This is a genomic window from Actinomadura terrae, from assembly GCF_022751215.1.
Lineage (GTDB): Bacteria > Actinomycetota > Actinomycetes > Streptosporangiales > Streptosporangiaceae > Spirillospora > Spirillospora terrae.
Map to the genome: position 1 here is coordinate 125,957 of NZ_JAICDG010000004.1, position 24,873 is coordinate 150,829.

A 24,873-nucleotide genomic window follows, 5' to 3' on the forward strand; every position below is an offset into this window, starting at 1 on the left:
CCTATCCATCCGCCTGACGGGAGGCTGACTTCTGGCTGATAGGTCGCTGATACTCAGTGATCTTCTTGAATCGGAGGACGCTGGTCGTCGAGGTGATCGATGCGGCGCGGCGGTTGCAGGAAGCCGGTGCGGCGGAGGAAGTGGAGCTGCCTGTCGAGCAGGTCGCCGTCCACCGGTGGAATCACCAGGCCGCTGCCACGCATTGCCCGGTCGAAGTTCTCCCGTCCCGGTACGGGGAGATGGGGAGCGAGATGGGCCTCGAAGACCGACATCCCGGTACGGGACGACTTTTCGGTGAACAACGGCAGGTAGTCGCCGATCGGCATATCGGGTGTCGCGGTGGCGCGCTTCCCGATGGCGGCCGTCCACTCGGTGTAGGGGACGGAGTCGACGGCGTACCCCAAGGCTCGCGCACGTTCCAGCAGGAGCGACAACGGCGCCGGAGCGGAATTCACCAGATGGTAGGTGTGTCCGTTGGGGGGCTCGGCGGTGACCAGTCGCACCAGTGCGGCGGCCGCGGTGTCGACGGGCACCAGATCCAGGCGCAGCGGCACCCGCGGCGCCAAGCCGTCCTCCAGCATGGTCTTGATCAGGGCGCACATCATGGTGGCGGTGTTCTGCACGCCTCGGTCGGTGGTTCCGGTGATCTCCGATGGACGGTAGACGCTGACGGGCAGGCCCCGCTCGGCGGCCCCGCGCAGCATGGCCTCGGCCACCCACTTGGTCTCGGCGTAGCCCTGGTCGAGCAGGTGCGGCTCACCGAGGGGGGCGTCCTCGGGCACGCGGTCGACGCCCTCGGCGCCGAGTCCGGCCGTCACGTCGATTGACGAGACGAAATGGAGTGCCTTGACGTCGCCCGTGACGGCCAGGCGGAGGAGCGTGCGGACACTGTCCACGTTGGCCTGGCGCAGCCGGGAGTAGGGATAGCGGAAGTTGACGTGGGCGCCGTTGTGGACGATGGTGTCGACCTCCCTGGCCAGTCGCGCGGTGGCGGCCTCGTCGAGTCCCAGCCCGGGTGCGCTCAGGTCGGCGGGCAACGCGGTGACCCGCTCGGTCAGCTCCCCCGGCGGCAGCCCGTAGCGGCGCAGTGCGGCGGCGATGCGCCGCAAGCCCTCCGCTGGGTCCTCGGCACGGACCGGACAGATCAGGCGAACGTCGGTGACGTCCAGGAACCGCCGGGTCAGGAACGCTCCGACGAAACCCGTGGCACCGGTGAGCAGGACGGAGCGGGGCGCGGAAACGGGAGGGGACGAGGCGGGGACGCGCAGGTCCGGGTCGAGCACGGCTTCGGCGTGGAGGTCCGGGGTCTCCGGAGGCAGGTCGGCTCGGCCGGATCGCAGATCGTCCAGGCGGGCGGCCAGGTCGTGCAGGACCGGGGTGTCCAGCACCAGGCGGACCAGGGACCGGTCGTTGGCCCGGTCGAGGCCGAGCGCGTCGCGCAGCGCCGGGACGAGCCGCACCACCTGGAGGGACTGGCCGCCCAGGGCGAAGAAGTCGTCCTCGCGGCGGACACCGTGTACCCCCAGGGCCCGCGCCCACAGTCGGGCCAGGACCAGCTCGGTGTCCCCGCGCGGAGAGCCGCTGGTCGCGCCTCCGCCGGGCGTCTCGCGGACGGCCAGTGCCTTCACCGCCTCCGCGTCGACCTTGCCGGTCCGCCCGAGCGGCAGGCGGGGAGTCACCGCGAGCCGGGCCGGGAGCATGAACCGGGGAAGCCGGTCCGCCAGGAAGGACCGCAGGACTCGCGCGAACCGGCGCCGCTCCTCCTCGTCGCGGGCGGGGTGCCGTGGCGCCGCCCACAACACCAGTGCCCTGTCCTCGGCGTCCGCTTCGTCCACCACCGCCTTGGCGTCGTGCACCTGGGGGTGGGCGGCCGCGACCGTCTCGACCTCGCCGAGTTCGACCCGGTACCCGCGGATCTTCACCTGCCGGTCCATGCGTCCGGTGAACTCCAGGACGCCGTCCGAGCGCCACAGCCCGCGGTCCCCGGTCCTGTACATGAGGGCGCCACGCCGGCGGAGAAAGGGGTCGGGCACGAAACGCTCCGCGGTGCGTTCCTGGTCGCCGAGATAGCCGAGGGCGACTCCGTCCCCGCCCACGTACAGTTCGCCCTCCTCCTCCGGTTCGCACGGGGAGCGGTCCTCGCGGAGCACATAGCAGGTGGAGTTCGCGATCGGCCGGCCGATCGGCACCGTCTGGGCGATCGGGGGCAGAGCGGTGATCAAGCGGGTGGTGGAGAAGGTGGCGTTCTCGCACGGTCCGTAGCCGCTCATCAGGTGGCCGGGCGGCCCGGCGTCCAGGATCGCGCGCATGCATTCCGGGTTGAGGGTGTCGCCGCCGGCGATGACGTACCGCAGGGGGGCGAACATGTCGGGGCAGGCGAATCCCATCCGGTGGAACAGCCCGGCGGTCAGCCACATGACGGTGGCGCCGCTCCGCCTGATCTCCTGGCGCAGTGCCGCCGGCGACAGCAGCGCCTCCGGTTCGGGCAGCACCAGGTGCGCGCCGGTGAGGTGGGCCCCGAAGATCTCGAAGCAGGACACGTCGAAGGCGGGGGCGGTGGTGGCGAGGAACACGTCGTCGGCGCGCAGGTCGACGTAGTCGGCCCCCGCCACCAGCCGCACCGTGCCGCGGTGCGGCACCGCGACCGCCTTGGGCGGACCGGTCGAGCCGGAGGTGAACATCACATAGGCCGGGTCGGTGGCCCTGACCGACGTCCTTCTCGTGGCGGGTGCCGGCGACGGCGTTTCGTCCATGAGGAGCACGGAGGGGCCCGTCAGCCGGTCCCGCCACCGGTCCAGGGTGGCGACGTGGCCGATACCGATCCTGTCGACCATCTCCTGGAGCCGGGCGTCGGGCTGGTCGGGATCCAGCGGGACATAGACGCCGCCGGCGTGGAGGACGGCCCAGAGCGCCACCACCGATGCCACCGACCGCTCCAGCAGGAGCCCGACCAGGTCACCGTCGCTCACGCCGTGGTCCCGGCGGAGTAGGTGGGCGAAGCCCGTGGCCCGGTCCGCCAGCTCGCGGTAGCTGAGCGTCGTGCCGCCCGCGGTGAGCGCCGGTGCGGCGGGGAAGCGGTCCACCTGACGGGCGAACAACTGCGGGAGCGTCGCGTGCCGCGGGTAGGGGCGCGCGGTGTCGTTCCAGCGTTTCACGTGCTCGGGTACAGAGCGGGGCATCATCGCTTCTCTCACGGTGAGGAGGCGGGGGCGCGGGCGGGGGCGCGTCGGCCCTGGCGGCCCGGCCGTCAGTCAGAGCAGGCCGCGGCGTCCTGGAAGATCGCGCCGTGCTCACCGGTCATAGAGCGCGAACGCCGCCACTCCAAGTTTGCCGCGTGGGCCATTTTCACTTTCTACCCGGTTTCCCCTCGCGGGGCGAGCACCGATTTCCAATAAAGGACGACGCACTCGTCCATGAGGCGGCCGACACTGAGAGCCCGGTCGGGGTCATCGCCCTTGTCCAGCCCTTCCTGGACGAATTCCAGGGTTTGCTCGCACAGGCCCTCGGGCGCTTCATCGGAGTAGTAGTCGATGATGTCGCCGGGGATGGCTTCCGGTGCGTCGCCGAAGGCTTCGGCCAGCCGGGCGGCGGTGTGGTAGTACCGGTGAAGGTCGGCGTAGATGGCCATGCCGAAGTCCGCCTGGCTGCCGTGCAACGAGGTCCAGCACAGCAGGCCCAGGTAGGCGGTGGACTCCTGGGTCCAGGGCGGGGTGAGCAGCGCGATGCTGCTCAGCCCTACCGAGGACTCCATCGCGGGCAGCTTGCGCTGCGCGCTGTAGGCCATGGCACTCAGCTGCTGAAATATCGCGTGGGGATAGCGCAGAGCGCCGATGGCATAGGCGGAGACCTCGGTGCCGGCCGCACTCGACTCCAATCTCACCAGATCGCGAAGTCTCTTCTCGGCGGCCCCGCCGGAGCGGATGTATTCGTACACGCAGTCCAGTCGCCGAGCGGACTCCCGGTTTCCGGTCAGGTCGTCGGCGAGGGCCCGCGCGTCAGTGCCGGTGGACATGGAACATCAGCGCCTTCGGATATTGTCTGCTGCCTGCTCGGGCAACTTTACCCCCGGACTTCGACATAAACCCGGCGCCCGACGCGACAGGAGTTCGCGTCAGGAGCTTGTCAGTGCGATGTCACTGAAATATCAAGGCCATAGGAAGCGGCGGGAGAGATGACAATGGTCGGCCACGGTGGGGAGGTCGCCGATGAAATGTCGGCGTGATCATCCGGTGCCTGGAAATCGGCGATGACCGGACCGCCGGGGAGTCGGAGCGTCGTCGGCGGCCGGGGGCCCAGGGCGGCGCTCGGCGCGGCCGCGTTTCAGGACACCAGCAGCACCTTGCCCGTCCGGCCCGGCCGCGCCGCCTGCTGGACGGCGTCCCGCACGTCCGACAGGGGGAACCGCGCCGCCACGTCCGTCGCGACGGCACCGGACCGGACCGCGGCGATGACCTCGTCACCGAGTTCGGCCCGCTGCGCGGCGGTGAGTTTCCGCAGGTGCTCGGGAAGCCAGAAGCCGCTCACCTGGACGGATCGGAACACCAGGTCCTCGACCGGTACGACAGCGGGGTCCTCGGCCAGCATGCCGTAGCAGATCAGCCGACCGCCATCGGACAGGCAGCGGGCGAGGCGCGTGGTGGCCGCGCCTCCCACCGCGTCGAGAGCGACCGCGGCGCCGCTCCCGGGAAGCCGTTCGGCGCTCTCCGGCACCGCCGCCGGTGAGTCGTCGATGACCACGGCTCCCAACGACTCCAGCAACGCGGTGTGGCGCCGGTCGCGGACGAGGGCCAGGCACCGGACGCCCTCCCGGGCGGCGAGGCTGATCACCCCCCGGCCGACCGCCGACGCGGCCGCGTTGAGCGCCAGCCACTGACCGGGCCGCAACCGCGCCAGCCGGAGCAGCAGGAGTGCGGTCGCGGGGTTGATCATCAATTGGCACGCGGTCTCGTCCGAGATGTCGTCCGGCACGACGGTCAGGCCGCCGGGCTCGGTGACGACCTGGTCCTGCCAGGTACCGAAGGCGTCCACCGCCACCCGCGTCCCCGGGGGCGGGCCGCCGCCCTCGCCCGCCGTCTCCACGACTCCGACCGCCTCGAAGCCCACCGGTGAGGGCAGGGCGGGCCGGCGGCCATAGCGGCCCCGGACGAAGAGCAGGTCCGAGGGGTTCACCGGCCGGGCCGTGATCCGGACACGGACCTGGCCGGGTGCGGGATCAGGAACGGGGGCATCGACACACGCCAACACCTCACCCGGGTCACCGACGCGGTCGAATCGCACCATCCGCATGGTCCGCTCCATCCCTCACTGTTGTCCGGCCGTCAGCTCGCCCAAGGACCTGTACCCCTGGTCGCGCCGGGGCACCTGGACCGAACGACACAGGACGAGGCGCCCACCGTCGCGTCAGAACAACAGCGGCGGCATGTCAGCCTGTCGTCTCAACCTCGGGCAAGCCACCAGGCCGATGCTCGGCGGGCGGTAAGGGTGCGGCACTGCCATCGTGGCGCCGTGCCTGCGAAAGGCGAATCGACGAGAAAGGCTGCCCGGCGTAACCGCCAGCAGGAGATATCGAATCTAGAGGTCGTGATCGGACAGGTGCAGACCGTCCTGCACCAGCAACGGGCGCTTCTGAAAGAACTGCGTTCGTTGCCGGCCGGCGTCATCGAACCATGTCGAATATCTAAATCCTCGAACGTTGACCAGGACTACGCGAGGGACTCATTTCGGCACCGGCGTCCGAATCACCGGAGTGATGGCCGCCAGCCCTTTGAAGGTCCAGGTCAGGTGCCGGAGGGACTGCCTACAGCACACCGGCGAGCCGGTATCACGACGAATCGTGGGCGGACCGGCTCGTCGAATGGCGGCCTGCCGCCATGTCGTGCAGCGCCGCGACCAGCGCGGCGACCTCCTCCTCGACGGTGTAGATGCCGTACGAAGCACGTACCAGCTCGGGCGCCCGGAACCTTTCGCAGAGTGGGCTCGCACTCATGTCGCCGGTACGCACGGCGATGCCGGCTCGGTCCAGATTCGCCCCGACGTCCGCCGCCGGGCGACCGCGCATGGTGAAGCTGACGACGGGGCCGCGCAGTTCGGCCGTACGGGGGCCGATGACCCGGATGCCGGGGACGTCCCGCAGCTCGCGGAGGGTGAACTCGGTGAGCCGGGACTCGTGCGCCATCAGCGCGTCACGGTCGAGGCGCTGAAGGTAGCGGCACGCGGCGGCGAGCGCGAGCGCCTGGGCGACCATCGGCGTGCCCGCCTCGAAGCGCGCCGGAGGCGGCGCGTACGTGGTCGTCCGCGGTGTGACGGCGTCCTCCATGTGCGCCCCGCCGAGGTACGGCGGAAGGTCCGCCAGCAGCCCACGCCGGCCCCAAAGGGCGCCGATGCCCGTCGGCCCGTACATCTTGTGGCCGCTGAACACGGCGAGGTCGACGTCGAGGGACGGCAGGTGGACGGGCATGTGGGCGATCGACTGGCAGGCGTCCAGGACCGTCAGCGCGCCCACGGCCCGGGCCCTCGCCACCAGCGGGGCCGGGGAGGTGATGGTGCCGCACACGTTCGACTCGTGGCACAGCGCGACGATCCTCGTCCTGGGGGTGATCGCCTCGTCGAGACCGGTCAGGTCCAAACGGCCATGGTCGGACGCCCGGACACTGACGGGGATGCGGCGCAGCACCGCGCCCGTCCGCTCCGCGAGCATCTGCCACGGGATGATGTTGGCGTGGTGCTCCAGCTCGGTGATCACGATCTCGTCGTCCGGGCCCGTCACCCGGCCGGCGTCCTGGACGACCCGGGCCACGAGGTTGAGCGCCTCGGTCGCGCTCTTGGTGAAGACGATCTCATCCGGCGCGGCGCCGACGAATTCCGCCACGGCGCGGCGGCTGTCCCGCAGGATCTCCGTTGCCTCCCGAGCGAGCCGATGGCCGCCCGCATGCGCGTTCGCGTTATGGAACACGTTGAAATCATGCTCGGCATCGAGTACCAGCGACGGCTTGTGCGTGGTCGCCGCGTTGTCGAGGTAGATGAGCGGGCGCCGGTCGATGAGCGGAAAGTCACGGCGAATTGCCCAGGGGCCGGGCCGGTCTTCGACCGTGCCGTCGGAGAACACGTCATGGACGCGGCATCTACACTTTTCTGCGGTCGTCATAATCATCTCCGAAGTCACGGATCGGCCGGGCTCGGCGGTCACTTGTCATTCGCCCTCTCCAGAATCGAATGCATACGCCGATCGAGCGCCAGCGATGGTGGAAGGCCGAGTTCATGGGCCATTCGCCGACGTAGTTCCTGATATATTTCGAGCGCCTCCTCGGGGTGGCCGGCGCGGTCGAGGGCGACCATGAGCTGACCGTAGAGGCGTTCATGCAGCGGATTGCGGGAGATCAGGTCCTCGATCACGGGAATGATCTCTTCCGGGCGGTACCCCTCGTTCAGGTTGACCTCGATGACCCGGGTCGCGACCAGGGTCCTCATACGGTCGAGGCGGGCCGCCTCGGCGTCGCGAATCGGCCCGGAAGGAACGTCCTGCAACGCGGGGCCGCGCCACAGGCCGAGCGCCTCCCGGTAGAGGGCGAGCGCCGGCGACGCGGTCCCCGAGCCGTGCCGGCGGGCTTCATTGCACAGTTCCTGGAACCGCGCGGCGTCGACGCGGTCCGGGGGGACGTCGAGCTGGTAGCCGGGATCCCGGGTGAGAAGCGAGGAGTGCGGGCCGACCCGGTCGTGCAGCATCCGGCGCAGCCGCGAGACATGCGCCTGTACAGCGTTCTCCGCGCCTTTCGGCGGCTCCTCGGGCCACAGTTCATCGCCGATTTCGGCGATGGAGACGATCTGCCCATGCCGGATCAGCAAAGTGGCGAGTAGTTGCCGCTGCTTGCGACCGGGAACCCGCTCCGCCCTTCCAGGTCCCTGAATTTCCAGCGGTCCGAGGTAGGCGAACGAGATCATCGGGTGTGCTCCAACGGATGGATCGGGCTTCGGATGCTAGCCGAAGAAAAGAAGATCCTCCCAGTGGCATACCCGATTCGAGGCCCGGGAACCACTCATTGATTCACTCGGTTCACAATGGCAACTCTCGCAATACTGGAATGTCAGGTCCATGTCAGCTCGACGTCAGAGGTTTGTCGGTACACCGGGAAGGACGAGGTGGGACCGCAGGGGGAGGGCCCGGAACACGCCCAAGGGTCCGCACCGCGCCCGGTGCGGCGACGCCGCCCCATTGGACGAATTCGAAATCCTTAGATGGGAGTAGGAAAATGGCTGCGAATGCTCGTGATCTCGTCGGCATCCTGGGAGACCTCCGTTCGAGGAGCCCTGTACGCAACGCGCTTCTGGAGGGCCTGCGCGGCGGCGAGGTGACGACCGAGCAGCTCCGCCGCCTCGTGGCGGTGGAGTACCGGTGCCACCAGGGCGAGCTGGTCGCCTACGGAACCTTGATGTCGCGGTTCCCGCACGCCCCGGCGGGCGGATTCCTCATCGAGCTGTCCGGGCTCGTGTACAAGGCGCACCCCAAGCTGAGAGCCACGGCCCGCGCGCTCGGAGTCGGTGACCAGGACCTCGGCCATTGGCCGCCGGGGACCGACGCCGCCGCGTTCAACGGCTTCATCTCCTATCTCGCTCTGCACGGCACCCAGGCCGACGTGGCATTGGCCATGCACACCGACATGGTCGTCTACTTCGGCGCCTGCGCGGAGCTCGCCGACGGGCTGCGCGCGGGCACGATGGACGTGCCGGAAGAATTCTTCGCCTACTACGAGGGCGGACCCCCCGAAGAACTCCGCGACCAAGCGCTGGAGACCGTCCAGGACGGCCTGGACCGGGGAGACGACCCGGACGCGGCGGTCCGCAACGCGCGGCTGCTGGAAGAGCACATCGGGCTCTTCTGGAAGGCCGCGGCCGACGCCGCAAACGGTGCGCCGACCGACGCCGCGGACGGTGCCCCGACCGACGCCGCGAAGCCGGTGACGCCATGAGGATCGGTGTCGTGGGCGCCGGTATCGCGGGCCTGACCGCCGCGTGGCTCCTGGACGAGGAACACGATGTGACGATCTTCGAGGCGCGGTCGCGCATCGGAGGGAACGCCCGATCCACGACCGTCCGCCTGAAGGACGCGACGGTCTCCCTGGACATCGGCGCGCAGGATTTCACCTCCGCAGACTTCCCCCACCACGCGCGCCTGCTCGAACTGCTGGGCCTGGCCCCGTCCGCCCTCGTGGACGTGCCGATGTCGCTGACGGTCTCGTCCCGCGATGGGGCCCGTCCCGTCCTGGTCACGAACCACACTCCAGCGGCTGACCGCGGCCGTTCACCCGTGCTGGGAGACGCCCACGAAGCGCTGAACGTGTTCCTCGCCCAAGCGGCGCGGTGGGAGGCCGACGACGTCTCCTGGGAAGAGCCGCTGGCCGACCTGGTCGAACCGCTCGGCGTAGCCGCCGGCCTGAAGGAGGATCTGCTCTACGCCTGGCCCGCCGCGCTGTTCGGGTGCGGCATCGAGCGGGCACGCGAGTTGTCGGCGCGGGCCGCCGTCTTCTTCCTGCTCCGCGGCCCCGCCCCGGCGCCTGGAGCCGCACCGGTCTGGCAGAACCTCCGCGGGGGGCTGGAGAGCCTCGCGTGGGCCCTCGCGACGGACCTCTCACCCCGGACGAGGATTCGCACCGGCGCGCCCGTGCGGGCGATCCGCCGGTCGGACGGGCCTATCGAAGTGCTCGAAGCCTCCGGCCGGCGGACCGAGGTGGACCACGTGGTCTTCGGCGCGCCGGCCGAAGCGGTGGCGACCATGCTCGCGGAGTCGCCCGGGACGGGGCGGCTCCGTGAGCTGCTCGCCGCCTTCACCTATACCGACGCCGTGTTCGGCCTCCACCTCGATCCCGCGTACCTGCCGTCCGACCGGAGGTTCTGGTCGACCACCAACCTGGAGGTCCGCGCCGGGCGCAGCCACATGACCTCCTGGTACGGGCCGACGTACGGCGTCGACATCTTCAAGAGCGATCTCACCGGCCGGGAGGAACCCGAACGCCTGCTCGCCCGCGCGGAGTTCCGGCACCCGTTCCCGTCCCCCGAGGCGATGCGCGCCCAGTGCCACTTGGCGCGGTTGCAGGGCGATGGCGGGCTTCACTTCGCCGGCAACTACGTCAACGGTGTGGACGGCCAGGAGTCGAGCATCGTCACCGCGCTACGGGCGGCAGACCCGCTCGTCTCCGGCGGCGGCCGGTTCGGCGCGCTCCATTCGGCCACCTCGACGTCGGCGTAGTGCTCTGGCTCGTCAATACGCCCTGGAGGGTACATGCCCAACCCCGTAACCGTCCGGTCGGGTTCCCCGATCATCCCCTGCCTGGAAGTGCGCCATGGCCGGATGACCGAGCCGTCGGGCATGCCCGGGCTCGCGGATCCGCGCGATCCCGTGGAGATCGCCCGGTCCTACCGGCAGGCGGGCATAGAGAAGCTCATCGTCGACATCGTGGACCCCTGGGAGTGGTTCCAAGAGTTCGCACCGCTCGTCGGACGCCTCGCCGATGCCGTGCCCGCGCTCTGGGTCGTGGTCGCCGACGGCTACGTCCCCTCCCTCTCGTCGGCCGACGCGCTGTTCGGCGCGGGAGCCGTCGCGATCGGGCTGAGCACTACGACCGTGCGCAACCCGGACACGATGCGGGAGGTGGCCGCGCGGCACGGTCCCGAGCGCGTCCTCGGCATCATGAACGTCCGCCGCGTCGGCGACGACCGGTGGAACGTGTTCGTCGAGGGCGGCGGCAGGAAGACCGGCCTCGACGCCGTCACCTGGGCCGGCGTGCTGACGGAGGACCTGGGAGCCGGCCTGGTCCACCCGAACAGCCTCGACGGTGAGAAGGCGGGAACGGGATACGACCTTCCGCTCTGCCGCGCCGTCGCCGATATCACCGATGTCCCCGTTGTCATCGGGGGCGGCTGCGCGACGCGCGAGCATCTCTACGAGGGATTGGTGCACGGGCGTGCGACCTACACCGTCGTGAACAAGGCCACGCACAGCGGCGCCATGGCGGTGGGCGCGGCGCATGACTACCTCCGTCGTCGAGGGCTCATGTGAGGGGCGTACTCGATCTGACCGGTCTCCTCGGCCCACTTTGAAGCTCCGCACCGCTGAATCGGCGGTCGGGGCGGACTCGCTCCGCACCAATCGAAATGCCCAAGAGCCGCCTCTCGGGCGGCTGAACTCTGCCAGCAAGGAGAGCCAAAGAATGCGTTCTAGAGAATCAAAGGACGAGGCCCGGCATCACCCATCCGTTCCAGAGGACATTCGCCGCTGGAACGAGACGTCATCGCCCTACCCGAGCGACCGGCTCGTCCACGAGCTGTTCGCCGAAGTGGCCCGCCGATCGCCCGACCGGACGGCCGTCACCGGCAGGCCCGGTGGGGAGCTGACCTACGGCGAACTCCTCCAGCGTGTGGAACGGCTGGCGGGAACGCTCGGCGACCGGGGCATCGGCCCCGGCGACGTGGTGGCCGTCGCCCTGGAGCGCTCGGTCGAGGGCTGCGTGGCGATGTTGGGGATCATGACGTCGGGAGCCGCCTATCTGCCGCTGGACCTGTACTCGCCGGCGTCCCGGCAGCAGGAGATCATCGAGGACGCGGCATGCCCGCTGGTGGTCACCTCCGCGGACGGCGCGGAGGCGGTGCCGGACGGCGTCGAGCGGCTCGACATCGGCGGGCTCCCGGAGGACGCCCCCGCCCCGTCCCGGTCCGACCTGTCACCGGACGACCCCGCCTACGTGATCTACACGTCCGGCTCGACGGGGACGCCCAAGGGCGTGGTGGTACCGCACCGCGGAGTCGTGCGCCTGGTTCGGGACAACGACCCCGTCGGCTACCGCGAGGACGACGTCGTGTGCGCGACCTGCAATCTCTCGTTCGACATCTCGGCGATGGAGACCTTCGGCGCGCTCCTGAACGGGGCACGCCTCGTCGTTCCCGGCCAGGAGGTACTGCTCTCGCAGGACTCCCTGGAGGCGCTCCTCCACGAGGAGGACGTGACGATGATGTGGCTGGGCGCCGCGCTGTTCCACCAGTTCACGTCCATACGTCCGGAGATGTTCGGCTCGTTGCGATGCCTGCTGGCCGGCGGCGACGCGCTCAATCCGAACGCGGTCCGCGCGGTGCTGGAGCACGGCCGGCCCGGCCGCCTCGTCGACGGCTACGGGCCGTCGGAGAACACCGGCCTCTCCACCGTCCACGTCGTCGACGAACTACCCGCCGAGGCCGAGTCGGTGCCGATCGGCTGCCCGATCTCGAACTCCACGGCCTACGTGGTGCGTTCGGACGGCTCCCTCGCCGACATCGGCGAGCGGGGTGAACTGTGGGTCGGGGGCGACGGGGTGGCGCTCGGCTACCTCAACCGTCCCGAGTTGACGGCCGAGCGCTTCGTGCCAGATCCGTTCGTCTCCGGCGACGACCGCCGGATCTTCAAGACCGGTGATATCGCGCGCTGGCGTCGAGACGGCGTCCTGGAGTTCTTCGGCCGGCGTGACCGGCAGGTCAAGCTCCGCGGGTTCCGCGTCGAGCTGCGCGAGATCGAGGTCGCCCTGTCCGGCCATCCCCAGGTCGACGAGGCGGTGGTGGACGTGGACAGCGACCGGGGTGACGACGGCCTGCTGCTCGGCTGGGTCACGTCCAAGGGCGGCGCCTCCGAGCGCGACCTGCCGATGCGGCTGCGTACGTACCTGCGGGACCGGCTGCCCGTGTTCATGGTTCCCCAGGAGATCCGGATCGTCGCGTCCATGCCGATGAACTCCGCCGGCAAGGTCGACCGCGACGCCCTCTGGTCGGCTCAGGACACGGGCGCGTCCGCGCTTCCCGAGGAGCGGCGTCCGAAAGGGCGGGTCGAGGAGGCCGTGGCCGAGGTCTGGCGGGAGATGCTCGGCCTGTCCCAGGTGAGCCGCGACGACGAGTTCTTCGAGCTCGGCGGCCAGTCCCTGCACGCCACCCAGACCGTCGCCGCGCTCAGCGAGCGCCTGGAGATCGACGCGGCGCGGGGAAGCGGCATCATCCGCGCGCTGCTGGAGAACCCCAGCGTGGCCTCGTTCGCGGCGGCGACCGAACGCATCGTTGACGAGGGCGGCGCGGCCCCTGACGAGGACGGAGTCGACTTCCAAGCGGAGGCGACGCTCGACCCCGCCCTGCGGTTCGACGCACCGCCGGCCCCGGCCGATCCGTGCGAGCCCGTGCGCGTCCTGCTCACCGGCGCGACCGGCTTCCTCGGCGTCTTCCTGCTCGACCGGCTGGTGGCGGCGGGAGTCCAGGAGATCTGGTGTCTGACGCGTGCGCAGGACGAGGCGCACGCGCGGCGCCGCATCGCCGGCAGGATGCGGCGGTACGGCCTCGACTACGAGAAGGTGCGCGACCGCGTCGTGCCGATCACCGGCGATCTGTCGAAGCCCGGACTCGGCATGGAGCCCGCCGACCGTGACCGGGTCGCGCGGTCCGTCGACACGATCCTGCACTCCGGATCGCTGATCAACTTCGCCTACCCCTACGGCGTCCTTCGGGACAACAATGTCGGCGGTACCGCGGGACTGCTGGAACTGGCGGGGACGCACCGGACCAAGCCCTTCCACTACGTGTCGACGATCACGGTGATCGCCGGATTCGGGACGGCCGGGGTCCGCTTCGTCGCGGAGGACCGGCCGCTGGAATACGCCGAACGCATCTCGCTCGGATATCCGGAGACCAAATGGGTCGCCGAGAACCTCGTCCAGCAGGCGGCCGAACGGGGGCTGCCGATGTCCATCTACCGCCCGTACGAGATCACCGGGACCCGCGACCGGGGAATCTGGAACACCGACACGCTGATGTGCGCGTGGTTCCGCACCATCGCCGAGACGGGCATGGCGCCCGACGTCGAACTCCCACTGGACTTCGTCCCGGTGGACTACACCGCCGAGGCCATCACGCACATCCTCACGCACGAGCGTCCCACCGGCGATGTGTTCCACCTGGCCAACCCCCACGACGCCAGACTGGGGCTGCTCGTCGAGCGGCTCCGGCACATGGGCTACCCCGTCGAAACCGTCCCGTACGAGAAATGGGCCGAGGAGATCACGGCATTGACGAAGCGGCGGCCGGACCATCCGATGACGCCGTTCATGCCGATGTTCAACGAGAAGGCCGCCGACGCCTCCATTTCGGTGAAGGAGATGTACTTCGCCGGAACGTTCCCCGAGTTCGGCCGCGCCAACACCGACCGTGCGACGGCAGACGCCCATCTGGACCTCCCTCCCGTCGACGCCAAGATGATCGACCTGTACCTCCGCTACTTCATCGACTCCGGATTCCTCGCCCCGCCCCCCGAAGAGCCGGCGCCATAAGGCCGTCATCGACCCGTTCGCTCATCGAGAAAGGCGGTGGAAGATTCCGGATCTACGCGGTGGCCGGGACGCCGTACGCCGTGAGCCGGCAGTCTCCGCCGCGGTCCTCCTTCGCGAAACGTGCGGCAGGCCAGCGTCGTGGCGGACTGGAATGCGGTGATCGCATGCTTGCTCATGGGCACGCCGACGAGTAGCAGGCGGGGGTTCACCTCGGTCTGGACCGCGTTGACGAAGGGCCGCTGCTCGACGGGAGCGCGGTGGATCGCGGATGCTTCTTCCGACTCCTCGCATCACGAAGTACACCCGGGTCTCGGTCGGGTTGTGGCTGCGCCGCAAGATCTGGCGGCCGCCCGGGACCATGTAGGTGTCGCGGATGTCGCCGTCGGCGGCGATGCGCGGGACGAACCAGTAGGCCATGTGGATGCCGACGCGCCAGTACGGGTCGGCGCCCTCCGGGAGTAGTGCCCGCCGCAGGCGTGACCCTTGTCCGTTCGCGCCGATCAGCAGGTCCTGCCGGAGGTGTTGGCCGTGATCGTCGCCCTCGGCCTCCCCCGGGAGTCGACGAAGGGCCACGCCCGCCTCGTCCACCAGTCGGCTGCGCACGGCGTCCAGCAGACCCATGCGTGCGACCGCCTCGATGCCCTGCCCGCGCAGGTCGGCCTGGGCGCCCGAGGCTCGCAGCGCCGGAAAGCGCTCGACGACCGTCACCCGGTGGCCACCGCGGGCGAGCCGGAAGGCCAGGGCCTGCCCGGCGATGCCGTCAGCACGAGGCGGCCGGCCGGGCGTCTCGGCGTCGAGCAGCCGTCGCTCTACTACCACTTCCGGACATGGCGATGCTGGCCGCCGGCCGGTTCACGGTCGGCTGCGTGCTGGAGGAGCAGGCGGATGCCATTGCCTGGGACGGCGAAGACCTGCCGCCCGACGTTCCGGACATCGATCAGGAGTCGGCGTTCGAATCCGGGCTGGCCCTCATCCTCAGCGGCCTGGAACAGCGCGTCGAGGGCGCCGACGACGCGGCCCGACCTATTCGACTCAAGAGCGACTCAAAGTCAAGGGGCGTCGGCAAGGAGTCCCGCTTCTGCCACACTGCAAACCATTCGACACCGAGCAAAGTCCTATGTATGGGACGTTCCGCAGGAAGCAGCGACAGCGCGGCGGCCCCCGCGTGCGCGCCCCCGCTGAGGTGCGGTCGCGCTCGTCAGGTTCCACGGCGTTCGGAAAGGAATCGATGGCGGAGAAGCAGACCGGGCCGTACCCTGTCGCCCATTTGCATCGTGCGGTCCAGTTGGAGATCGCGGCGATCCTGCACGACGACCTGGCGAATGCAGAGAAAGTGTCGCTGCATGACGGTCGACTCGTCCGGCAGTCGGGCTCCGAGCGGGAGTATCTGTTCTCCTGCAAGGCGTGGAAGGAAGCCTTCGGCAGTAAGGATCTGCTGATCCGGACGTCGCGGTCGCGCGGCCCGTGGGAGCGCGCCGAGGCGACCCGGTCACCGGACGGAAAGATCCGGGTGACCACGGAGGCGGACCTGGGTGCCCAGCCGGTGAGCGCGCAGCTGGTCGAGGACGACAGCGCGGGCCTGGTGGCGCTGGCCGAGCGGCTGGAGCAGACGGGCACCGGCGCACCGGCGATCAACCTCACCGCCGCGGGGTGGCTGGTCGGCCAAGGCAAGCCGAAGATCGGCCGCTGCGCCGAGCCGGAGCGGTTCGTCCCGGGGTACCGGAACCGCAGGCTGAACACCCGGCAGCGGCAGGCCGTGGAACGGGCGCTCGACAGCGAGTTGACCTTCGTCTGGGGGCCCCCGGGCACCGGGAAGACCGACGTGGTCGCGAGCATCGTGGAGGGCTGCTACCGGCAGGGCCTGCGCGTGCTCTTCCTGGCGCCCACGCACGTCGCGGTCGACCAGGCCCTGCTGCGGATGTGCGACCTCCTGGCCCGGGAACCCGGATTCGAGTCGGGGCTGGTGCAGCGCGCCGGGGATATCGCCGTCGCGTCCCTGGCCGCGAAGTACGGGGAGTGGATCGACCGCGACCGCATCGCCGACCGGCTGGGCGACGAGCTGGACGCCGAGATCGCGCGGGTCACGACCGAGCTCGCCGGGGTGCGCGAAGGCATCGCCCGCCACGAGGAGGCGGAGCGGGCCATGACCGAGCGCCAAGAGCTCGGGCGGCGGCTGGTGGCCGTCCACCAGGCCGTCCTCGACACGGGGGCGGCGGTCGACGCCGCTGCCGCGCAGATCGCGCGGGTCCGGGAGCAGATGGCCCGCATCGGGACTCCGTCCGGGATGTTCGCTCAACGCAAGCAGGCGCGGCTGGACGCGCTCGACGGCGAGCTGTACCACCATCGCCTCGCCTTGGAGGCGGGTCAGCAGCGGCTCGGCGCCGCGCAGGCGGACCATCGGCGTTGCGAATCCGAGCTGGCCGCCGTCGAATCGGCCCTGCCGAGCGTCCTGGCGCGGGTGCAGGGGCTGGCCCCGGTCGCGCGGCTGCGGGAGGCCGCCGACCAATTGCAGAAGCGCCTCGACGACCTGCGGAAGGACCGCCAGAAGCTCACGGACACCGTGCGGAGCCGCTGCCGCGTGCTGGGCACGACGGTGTCCAAGGCGGTGCAGACCCGCCGGCTGCTGGACGAGATCGATGTGGTGGTCATCGACGAGGCCGGGATGGTGAACCTGCCGTCCGCCTGGTACGCGGCGGGCCTGGCCCGCAAGCGGGTCGTGCTGGCGGGCGACTTCCGGCAGTTGCCCGCCGTCACACGCGGTTCGAACAACCGCAAGGCACCGGCCCAGGAGAAGGAGCACTCGCTGCTGTGGATGGACCGGGACGCGTTCCACGCCGCGGGGCTCGTCGATCCGCAGGGCGGCGCCCGCGTCGGCGACCCCAGGATGGTCGCGCTCAACGAGCAGTACCGCATGCGCCGGGCGATCTGCGCGGTGGTGAACGAAGTCGCCTATCCGGACGCGCCGCTGCTGACCGGACGGGAGGACGGGACGCGGCTGCCGCCCTCACCACTGATCGACAGCCCCCTGGTTCTCGTCGACACCTCCAGCCGGGTCCCGGACCGGGGCAGGAGGAACGCCCACACCACCAACGCCGTCCATGAAGCCGTGATCCACGAGCTGGTCCGGGGCTTGCAGTACGACACCGTTCTGCCCGCCCGCAAGCACACCGCGCACGCCGAAGGGGAAGGAGCGGCCGACCGCCTCGCCGTCATCTGCCCTTACCGGAGCCAGAAGAAGGCGCTGAACACGAGCCTGGCCCACCGCTTCGGCGAGACCTACGACGGTGTGGTGGACACCGTCCACAGGTTTCAGGGCAGCCAGCGCCCGCTCGTGGTGATCGACACCGTCGCGGGAGCCGGTGACCGGCTCGGCTACTTCTACGAGGGCATCGGGCTCTCCTCGGCCACCTGCCGGTTGCTGAACGTCGCGCTGAGCCGCGCGCAGGACCATCTCGTCCTGGTCGCCAACACCGAGTTCATGCACCGCGGGCTCAGCCGCACGAGCGAGGCCGCCCGCATGCTCGGGTACTTCGAGAAGCACGCCCAGCGGCTTCCGGTCGAGGAACTCGTCCCGGTGCGCAGCGCCGCCGACCTGAGCGACCTGGCGCCCGAAGAACTGGCGCGTCCCGCGTTCTTCCCCGCCGACGAGGTCTCCCGCGCCGTCGAATGGGACATCGCGCACGCCCGCCAAAGCATCGACATCTACTGTGCCTTTCTGGCCGCGACCCCGGTGCGCTTTTGGCTCCAGCGTCTCGCACCGCGGATCGCCGCCGGCACACGTGTCACCGTTTACACCCGGCAGCACGAAGCCGGCACGAAGGACGCCGACCTCGTCGCGACAATGCGGGCGGCGGGCTGCCGGGTCGAGGCCCGCGAGCGCATGCACGAGAAAGTGCTGATCGTCGACGACACCGTCCTCTGGCACGGCTCCCTGAACCTTTTGGCTCACGGCGGGTCGACCGATCTGATGATGCGGATCACCGACGCGACGTCCTGCGAACGGGTACGGCGCATCGTCGACCGCGCCCGCATGGACCGGCCCGCCCGCCGGTGGGCCCCGGCACCCCGTCGAGCCGCGAAGGCATCGGCGGCGGACGGGATCTCCCCCGGCGACGTGGTCGACGGCCGCCTCTACCTGGACGTTCCATACGATGAGAAGGACGAGGCCAAACGTCTGGTCCAGGCGAAATGGGACCCTCGGCACCGGCTCTGGCACGTCGCGGCGAGCGTGCCGAGAACGCGCCTGAGCCGCTGGCTTCCCGAAGGCACGTGACCCGCGCAGGTCGGCGTCGTACATGAGCACGGTGGAGAGCTTCACGACCTCTCACCTGGACATAGGTCAGCCAGCGGTCAGCGGCGACGAAGGCCTCGGCCGTGCCACCGCCGCTCCGCCCGGAATTACGGGAAGGCCGCCACGCCGGCGCTAGTCGTGAGAGGCGCGTGCCGTGGAGCGGTAACGACCGGGGGTCTGGCCGACGAGTTCGGTGAAGGCCTCGATAAAGCTGCTCGGATTCGCCCAGCCCAGTCGCATCGCCGTGGCGGTGACCGAGGCGCCTTCGCAGAGTTCGAGCAGTGCCCGTTGAATGCGCAGCATTGTGCGCCACTGGTGAAAGCTCATCGACAGTTCGCGGCTGAACAGGCGGCTGAGCGTTCGTTCGCTCGAACCGGTTCTGTGTCCCAGCTCCGCCAGCGTCGCCGAGCAGGCGGGATCGGCGTGCAGCAGGTCGGTAACGGCCTTGAGACGAGGGTCGCCCGGCTCCGGAAGGCGCAGTGATTCCTGCGGGGCCCGGGCGAGCTCCGCGATGACGACGTCGAGCAGAAGGCGGGCGCGGGGGCTGTCGGACGGGTCGTCCTCGCCGAGCATCGCCAGATACGCCTCGCGCAGCAGCGCACTGGCCGCGAACACCGAGGGCTCCGTCGGCAGTTGACCGACCAATGCCGCCGGAACGCGGAGCAGCCGGACGTCGGTCGCGCCGTACGAGCGACCGCTGTGCACGCACAGGGGCGGCACCCAGGTAATACGGTTCGCCGGCGCCACCCACGTCCCGGCCTGGGTCGTCGTGACCAGTGCACCGGAGGCGGCGTACCTGAGCTGGCCGAAGTCATGGAAGTGCGCGGCGATGTCCTCGCCGTGGGCCAGGGGCTCGCAGACCGCCGAGTCGCCGGTCAAGAACACCGGCTCGCGCATGAGTTCGGTCATCGGCACTCACCCTAGCCCGCGTTCACAAGTCTCTGTCACGCCGGTCGCTCATCGAAAGGTTGGCGGGTTATCGGAATATGCTGGCGCGACACCGGTGGCACGCATGCGCAGCGGCGTTCATTGTTGAGATTGGTCGGATCAGATGAATTGCCGCGCCTAAAACCAGGAGAGTCATGCGAGTCATCACCCAGCACACTTTCGGGGGACCGGAGGTCCTCACCATCGTGGACGCGCCCGAGCCCCGCCCCCGTCCGACCGAGGTACTCGTCAGGGTCAAGGCGATCGGGCTGAACCCGCTGGAACCGCGCCTGCGCGCCGGCGAGTTCCCGCTGCTCGGCCAGCCGCCGTTCACGCTCGGCTGGGACATCAGCGGCGTGGTCGAAGAGGCGCAGACGTGGCGGTTCAGGCCCGGGGACGAGGTGTTCGGAATGCCGCTGTTTCCCCGGGCGGCCAACGCGTACGCCGAAATGGTGGCAGCGCCGGCATTGCACCTGGCGCGCAAGCCCGCGTCGCTTTCGCATGCCGAGGCGGCGGCGTTGCCGGTCGTCGGGCTGACGGCGTGGCAGGGCCTCGTCGACCTGGGCGGGATCTCCCGGGGCGACCGCGTCCTGGTCCACGGCGGCGGGGGCGGGGTGGGCCACGTCGCGATCCAGATCGCGAAGTCGCTCGGCGCGCACGTGATCACAACCGCCGGCGCTGGCAAGCGGGAGTTCGTCGAGGGGCTCGGCGCCGACGAGGTGATCGACTACGCCGAGGTCGACTTCGCCGAGGTCGCCGGCGACGTCGACGTGGTGCTCGACACGCTCGGCGGCGACACCGCCGCGCGCTCGCTCGAAGTGCTCCGCCCAGGCGGTCACCTCGTGACGGCGGTCGCCGACGAGGACGCGGAGCTGGCCGCCAGGTTCGAGGCGGCGGGCAGGCGCTTCAGCGGCATCGGGGTCGACCCCGATCCGATCGCCCTGCGACGCCTCGTCGACCTCGTCGAACGCGGCGAGCTCCGCGTTCATGTGCAGGAGGCCTTCCCGTTCGAGCGCATCGCCGACGCGCACCGGCTGATCGAGGCCGGTCACCTGCGGGGCAAGGTCGTCCTCACCCTCTGATCCGGCGGCCCCCGGCGATTAAGGGGTCCCTCGTCGACAGGTCAGGGGCGCTCGACCGGGGGCATCAGGGGCGGTCCGTCGGTCTCGGCGGCCATGACGACCTTACGGAGCAGCCCGGCGAGCTGTTCGCGCTCGCCGCCGGTCAACGGGGCGAGCAGCGCGTGCTCGGCGGCGGCCTGGTCGCCGATGGCGCCCTCCCATGCGGCGTGGCCCTCGTCGGTGAGCGCGACCAGGAGGCGCCGCCGGTCGGACGGGTCGTGCACGCGGGCGAGGTGCCCCGACTCCTCCAGCCGGTCGAGTCTGCTGGTCAGGGTGGCGGGGTGGGTGTTCAGCGCCTGGGCGAGCCAGGTGGGCGTCGCGCGGTAGGGCGGCCCGGTCGAGCGGAGCCGCCAGAGGATGTCGTACTCCCAGCCCTTGAGGCGGCGTGCGCCGAGTGCGGCTTCGCGACGGCGTCGCAGGAGCGCCACCAGGGTCTGCATCCGGGTTATCGCGCCTTCGACGTCGGGGTCGAGGTCCGCCAGCTCCCGGGACCAGTGGGCGATGTGCCGGTCGATCGAGTCCTCCACCCCACGGAACATACTATGCTCTCCGATAATATGTTTTCGTAATAACTGAGAGCGAGGGACGCTCGTGCCCCTGTGGCCCCCCACGTTCGCCGGACGGATCGACGAACGCACCATCGACAGCCGGCTCCTGCGCGGCAACCCGCTGGGCGACCCGCACCGCAGGCCGCTGTGGGTGTACACGCCGCCCGGCTACGACGACGAGCCCGAGCGCCGCTATCCCAGCGTCTACATGCTGCTCGGGTTCACCGGCACGCTCCCGGTCTGGAGCAACCAGCCCAGTGCCTTCCGGACGTCGGTACCGGTCGCCACCGACGCGCTGTTCGCCCGCGGCGAGGCGCCGCCCATGATCCTCGTGTTCGTGGACGCCTGGACGACCTACGGCGGCAGCCAGTACGTCGACTCCCCCGGCACCGGCCGCTACCACTCCTACCTGTGCGAGGAGGTCGTCCCGTGGGTCGACGCCCACTACCGGACGCTCGCCGACCGCGACCACCGGGCGATCGCCGGCAAGTCCAGTGGAGGGCTCGGCGCCATGGTCACCTCAATGCTGCGCCCCGACCTGTTCGGCGGGTTCGCCACACACTCGGGCGACGCCCTGTCCGAGGCCCAGTACATCCCCCACTTCCTGCGGGCCGCACGCGACCTGCGCGCCTACGGCGGCGACATCTTCTCCTGGTGGCAGGACTTCCGCTCCCGCATCGCCTTCACCAAGGAGGAGGACCCGCGGCTGCTGGAGATCCTGGCGGTGTCGGCCTGCTTCTCACCCGACGCCGACGGCACACCGCTGCTGCCGTTCGACCCCGTCACGGGGGCGCTGCGCCCTGATGTCTGGGAGCGCTGGCTGCGCTGGGACCCCGTCCGGATGGCGCCCGCGCACGCCGAGGCGCTGCGGTCCATGCGTGCGATCTGGATCGACGCCGGAACGCGCGACGAATGGTTCCTCGACCTCGGCGCGCTGGCCTTCCGCGAAGCGGTGGAAAGGGCGGGCGTGCCCGAGAAGACCGTCAGGTTCGAGCTGTTCGATGCGGGCCACGTCGCCATCGAATACCGCCACCCTCAGGCCCTCGCCTGGCTGGCCCACCGCCTTCAATGAGCTCGATCAGCTGAGCGGGCGCGGTAGGCGCGTTGCCGGCACGCGCGAGAGCAGTACTTTCGGGGACGGCCCCGGGACGCCCGTGTCACTGGCTTCGCGCAAGCGGCACAGCGCCCTAGATTTTCGTCACGCGACGAATGGTCGGCCAGGTTTTCGTCACGGGGCGGCGCCTCGCCGCGCGGTTGCTCGCCTTGATGGGCCGTTCGGGCGGCGGTGACGAGATCGGTTTCGGCGATGCGACCCCTCGGGGTGCGTGCGAGGAGTTCGCCTTCCAGATATGCGCACTGCGCCATGTCATCGTCTTCGCAGTTCAGCAGATGACGAAGGTAGCTTCTGGCGGCCTCCAACCGTGCGATCTGCTGGCTCAACTGGTCGATCTGTTCGCCGACCGTGCGTTGCCAGGCGTCCCGCGTGCTCTTGCCGGACGTGACGACGGCGGCCTGGTCCAGCGGCATCTTCCCGACCATGCAGCACAGGTACGCGATGCCCATGCGGCGCAGGTCGGCGTCCCGGTAGACCCGCTTGCCGCCGTCGCGGGCAGGCGGGTTGAGCACGCCCAGGCGCTCCCACCATCGCACCGCTGAGGGGGCGATGTCGTACAGCGCCGCCGCCTCGCCGATAAGGACCACCCGATCGTCAGCCACGGCACCAGTTGACATCAAGACGACTTCATTACACAAGATCAAGGTTAGCAGCCTAAGTAGCCACTTCGACGGTGGCGGGCGACCTTCTCGCGTGGACCTGTGCGGTCTGCGCCCCAGCGATGGAAAGGGCTTGATCCAGTTGGAAGTCGAGTACGTGGAGACCGTTATCGTCGGCGCCGGCCAGCAGGGGTGCGGGGTGGCCGCGGCCCTGCAAGACCTGGGCCATGAATCGGTGGTCGTGGAACGGCGGGAGATAGGCCAGGCCTGGGCGCACGAGCGCTGGGACAGCCTGCGCGTGGGCAGCGGCAACCGATCGGTCCAGTTCCCCGGCTGGGAGTATGACGGCGACGATCCCGACGGCCACATGCTGGGCCCCGAATTGGCCCGGCATCTGCGCCGCTATGTCGAAAAGCGGAAGCTCCGAGTTCGGCAGCACACGCCCGTCCTCAAGGTCGAGTGCCCGCAGGAGACCTCCGCCTACGATGACGTGCGGTTCAGAACCCACCTGCCCACCGGCATTGTGGAGTCGCGCAACCTGGTCGCCGCTGTGGGCGGTTACGCCCGTCCCCGAGTGCCGAGCCTGGCGTCTCAGGTGGACCCCGCCGTCAACCAGGTCCATTCGAGCGACTACCGCAATCCAGGCTCCCTGGCGGAAGGGGCCGTCCTTGTCGTCGGCACGGGAATCAGCGGTCAGCAGATCGCGGACGAACTCCTGGAGGCCGGTCGGGAGGTCTTTCTGTCGGTCGGCCGCCACAGTGCGTGGCCGCACCACTATCGCGGCCGGAGCATCCACGAGTGGATGCGCGTCTTCGCGCTGTACGAGGACTTCGTCCGGCAGCCCGCCGCCGACGGGAGCGGGCGACCGGTTCTCCCCGGCCTCCCGGTGACCGCCTCCCAGGACTGGAACACAGGTCTCAACCTCGGCACGCTGGCCGGAAAGGGGGTGGTCCTCGTCGGTTCCACGCGCGCGGCACAGCACGACGTACTGCTGCTGGAGGACAACGTCGTCGCGATCGCCGCGGAAGCCGACCGCTCATTCCGGCGGGTGACCGACAAGATCGACACTGGTATCCGGAAACGGGGCTTCGCGGTGCCGGAGCAGGACCCCGCGGGCATCGGCATGGAGCACATCTCCGACTTCGGAAGCAAGCTCCACCTGGGGGAACGCGACATTACGACGATCATCTGGTGCACCGGTTTCGGGCCGGACTACCAAATCCTGCCCGACCACGTGCTCGACGACGATGGAGCACCGATCCAGGACAAGGGCATCTTCGGGGCGGTTCCCGGGCTTTACTACGCCGGGCTCCCGGACGGGGACTCACTCGCCCCGGTAGCGATTTCCGCCAATATCGAAAACGGCCGGGTCATCGCGCACAACGTGCACTTCGACCACGTCAGTCGACCGGGCCGTCCAGCCACCGGCCATCGCGCATGACCGTGCGCCCCGCGAATTCATGAAAGCCGTTCCAGACCTGGATGCGCTTGGGGAGCAGGCGCAGGTAGACGAACATGCCCTCCGGGGAGGTACGGGGGTCTGTGGAAACCTGGGCGTAGCGCTCGGCGATGCCGGCGTCGATGTCGGGGACGTCCACGAGCGAGGCACTGCTGTCGATCATCACGACGTCGGCGGTGTCGCCGAGAGCGACCCGCGCATGCGGGTGCCCCTTGATGTTGGAAACCGTGCGGCTCTTGGCAAAGGTCGCGGTGTACAGGGCCGAGCCGTTCCACACAAAGGCCACCGGGATCAGATGTGCGCCATGACCATCGCCGCCGGTGGCCAGCCACATCTGGAAACCGGTTTCGAGCCGCTTTCGAGCATGGGCCTGCCGCTCGGCCAGGCTGCGCGGAGCCTGGGTCGAGGCGACTTCTTTGTCACCGTTCACGGCGGTTCCCCTTCGCTCGGCCGCATTTCCGAACCGTCCAGCGCACACTCATGATCTTGA

18 protein-coding genes are annotated in these 24,873 nt (G+C 69.8%); 8 read left to right on the forward strand and 10 right to left on the reverse strand.

Annotation, left to right across the window (positions count from 1 at the left end):
• Positions 1-53: 53 nt before the first annotated feature.
• The 5 genes from K2F47_RS40870 to K2F47_RS25270 form a co-directional block, all read right to left on the reverse strand.
• The gene (locus K2F47_RS40870; RefSeq protein WP_272497494.1) at positions 54-3,182 is read right to left on the reverse strand and encodes an amino acid adenylation domain-containing protein; all 3,129 of its coding nucleotides are present in this window, start codon (positions 3,180-3,182) and stop codon (positions 54-56) included.
• 170 nt (positions 3,183-3,352) lie between these two features.
• On the reverse strand, positions 3,353-4,012 hold the full coding sequence (locus K2F47_RS25255) for a hypothetical protein (RefSeq protein WP_242907713.1): 660 nt from the start codon (positions 4,010-4,012) through the stop codon (positions 3,353-3,355).
• A gap of 308 nt (positions 4,013-4,320) precedes the next feature.
• Positions 4,321-5,298, reverse strand: a complete 978-nt coding sequence (locus tag K2F47_RS25260) for a zinc-dependent alcohol dehydrogenase family protein (RefSeq protein WP_308198456.1) — start codon at positions 5,296-5,298, stop codon at positions 4,321-4,323.
• A 523-nt stretch (positions 5,299-5,821) separates the two neighbouring features.
• The gene (locus K2F47_RS25265; RefSeq protein WP_242907715.1) at positions 5,822-7,144 is read right to left on the reverse strand and encodes an aminotransferase class V-fold PLP-dependent enzyme; all 1,323 of its coding nucleotides are present in this window, start codon (positions 7,142-7,144) and stop codon (positions 5,822-5,824) included.
• A 38-nt stretch (positions 7,145-7,182) separates the two neighbouring features.
• Entirely contained in the window at positions 7,183-7,938 is a 756-nt protein-coding gene (locus K2F47_RS25270; protein ID WP_242907716.1) for an AfsR/SARP family transcriptional regulator, read from the reverse strand.
• Between the two features lie 308 nt (positions 7,939-8,246).
• Here K2F47_RS25270 and K2F47_RS25275 point away from each other — a divergent pair, with 308 nt between their 5' ends.
• The 4 genes from K2F47_RS25275 (at position 8,247) to K2F47_RS25290 (ending at position 14,324) form a co-directional block, all read left to right on the forward strand.
• Positions 8,247-8,963, forward strand: coding sequence for a hypothetical protein (locus tag K2F47_RS25275; protein ID WP_242907717.1), 717 nt, complete (start codon positions 8,247-8,249; stop codon positions 8,961-8,963).
• Positions 8,960-10,240, forward strand: coding sequence for an FAD-dependent oxidoreductase (locus tag K2F47_RS25280; protein WP_242907718.1), 1,281 nt, complete (start codon positions 8,960-8,962; stop codon positions 10,238-10,240). Before K2F47_RS25275 ends, K2F47_RS25280 begins: the two co-directional genes overlap by 4 nt.
• A 33-nt stretch (positions 10,241-10,273) precedes the next feature.
• The gene (locus tag K2F47_RS25285) at positions 10,274-11,050 is read left to right on the forward strand and encodes a HisA/HisF-related TIM barrel protein (protein ID WP_242907719.1); all 777 of its coding nucleotides are present in this window, start codon (positions 10,274-10,276) and stop codon (positions 11,048-11,050) included.
• Positions 11,051-11,201: 151 nt separating this feature from the next.
• Positions 11,202-14,324 (forward strand): non-ribosomal peptide synthetase family protein, encoded by a 3,123-nt coding sequence (locus tag K2F47_RS25290; RefSeq protein ID WP_242907720.1) that lies wholly within the window; start codon positions 11,202-11,204, stop codon positions 14,322-14,324.
• A gap of 21 nt (positions 14,325-14,345) precedes the next feature.
• Here the strand turns inward: K2F47_RS25290 and K2F47_RS25295 are convergent, their stop codons facing one another.
• Positions 14,346-15,032, reverse strand: coding sequence for a Rossmann-fold NAD(P)-binding domain-containing protein (locus K2F47_RS25295; RefSeq protein ID WP_242907721.1), 687 nt, complete (start codon positions 15,030-15,032; stop codon positions 14,346-14,348).
• 520 nt (positions 15,033-15,552) lie between these two features.
• On the opposite strand from K2F47_RS25295, the gene K2F47_RS25300 reads away from it, so the two are divergent.
• Complete coding sequence (locus K2F47_RS25300) at positions 15,553-18,597, forward strand: AAA domain-containing protein (protein ID WP_242907722.1); 3,045 nt, start codon at positions 15,553-15,555, stop codon at positions 18,595-18,597.
• A 150-nt stretch (positions 18,598-18,747) separates the two neighbouring features.
• Here the strand turns inward: K2F47_RS25300 and K2F47_RS25305 are convergent, their stop codons facing one another.
• A complete protein-coding gene (locus K2F47_RS25305; protein WP_242907723.1) occupies positions 18,748-19,524 on the reverse strand; it encodes an AraC family transcriptional regulator in 777 nt (258 codons plus the stop codon).
• Positions 19,525-19,697: 173 nt separating this feature from the next.
• Here K2F47_RS25305 and K2F47_RS25310 point away from each other — a divergent pair, with 173 nt between their 5' ends.
• A complete protein-coding gene (locus K2F47_RS25310) occupies positions 19,698-20,624 on the forward strand; it encodes an NADP-dependent oxidoreductase (protein WP_242907724.1) in 927 nt (308 codons plus the stop codon).
• A gap of 41 nt (positions 20,625-20,665) precedes the next feature.
• Here the strand turns inward: K2F47_RS25310 and K2F47_RS25315 are convergent, their stop codons facing one another.
• On the reverse strand, positions 20,666-21,190 hold the full coding sequence (locus K2F47_RS25315) for a MarR family winged helix-turn-helix transcriptional regulator (protein ID WP_242907725.1): 525 nt from the start codon (positions 21,188-21,190) through the stop codon (positions 20,666-20,668).
• 64 nt (positions 21,191-21,254) lie between these two features.
• Between K2F47_RS25315 and K2F47_RS25320 the strand changes: the two genes are divergently transcribed.
• A complete protein-coding gene (locus tag K2F47_RS25320) occupies positions 21,255-22,283 on the forward strand; it encodes an alpha/beta hydrolase (protein ID WP_242907726.1) in 1,029 nt (342 codons plus the stop codon).
• On the opposite strand, the gene K2F47_RS25325 is transcribed toward K2F47_RS25320, so the two are convergent.
• Entirely contained in the window at positions 22,277-22,927 is a 651-nt protein-coding gene (locus K2F47_RS25325) for a MerR family transcriptional regulator (RefSeq protein ID WP_242907727.1), read from the reverse strand. The genes K2F47_RS25320 and K2F47_RS25325 overlap by 7 nt on opposite strands.
• A gap of 130 nt (positions 22,928-23,057) precedes the next feature.
• Here K2F47_RS25325 and K2F47_RS25330 point away from each other — a divergent pair, with 130 nt between their 5' ends.
• Entirely contained in the window at positions 23,058-24,365 is a 1,308-nt protein-coding gene (locus tag K2F47_RS25330) for a flavin-containing monooxygenase (protein WP_242907728.1), read from the forward strand.
• Here the strand turns inward: K2F47_RS25330 and K2F47_RS25335 are convergent.
• Positions 24,325-24,813: a pyridoxamine 5'-phosphate oxidase family protein gene (locus K2F47_RS25335; protein ID WP_242907729.1), complete on the reverse strand. Its 489-nt coding sequence runs from the start codon at positions 24,811-24,813 to the stop codon at positions 24,325-24,327. The genes K2F47_RS25330 and K2F47_RS25335 overlap by 41 nt on opposite strands.
• Positions 24,814-24,873: the final 60 nt, after the last annotated feature.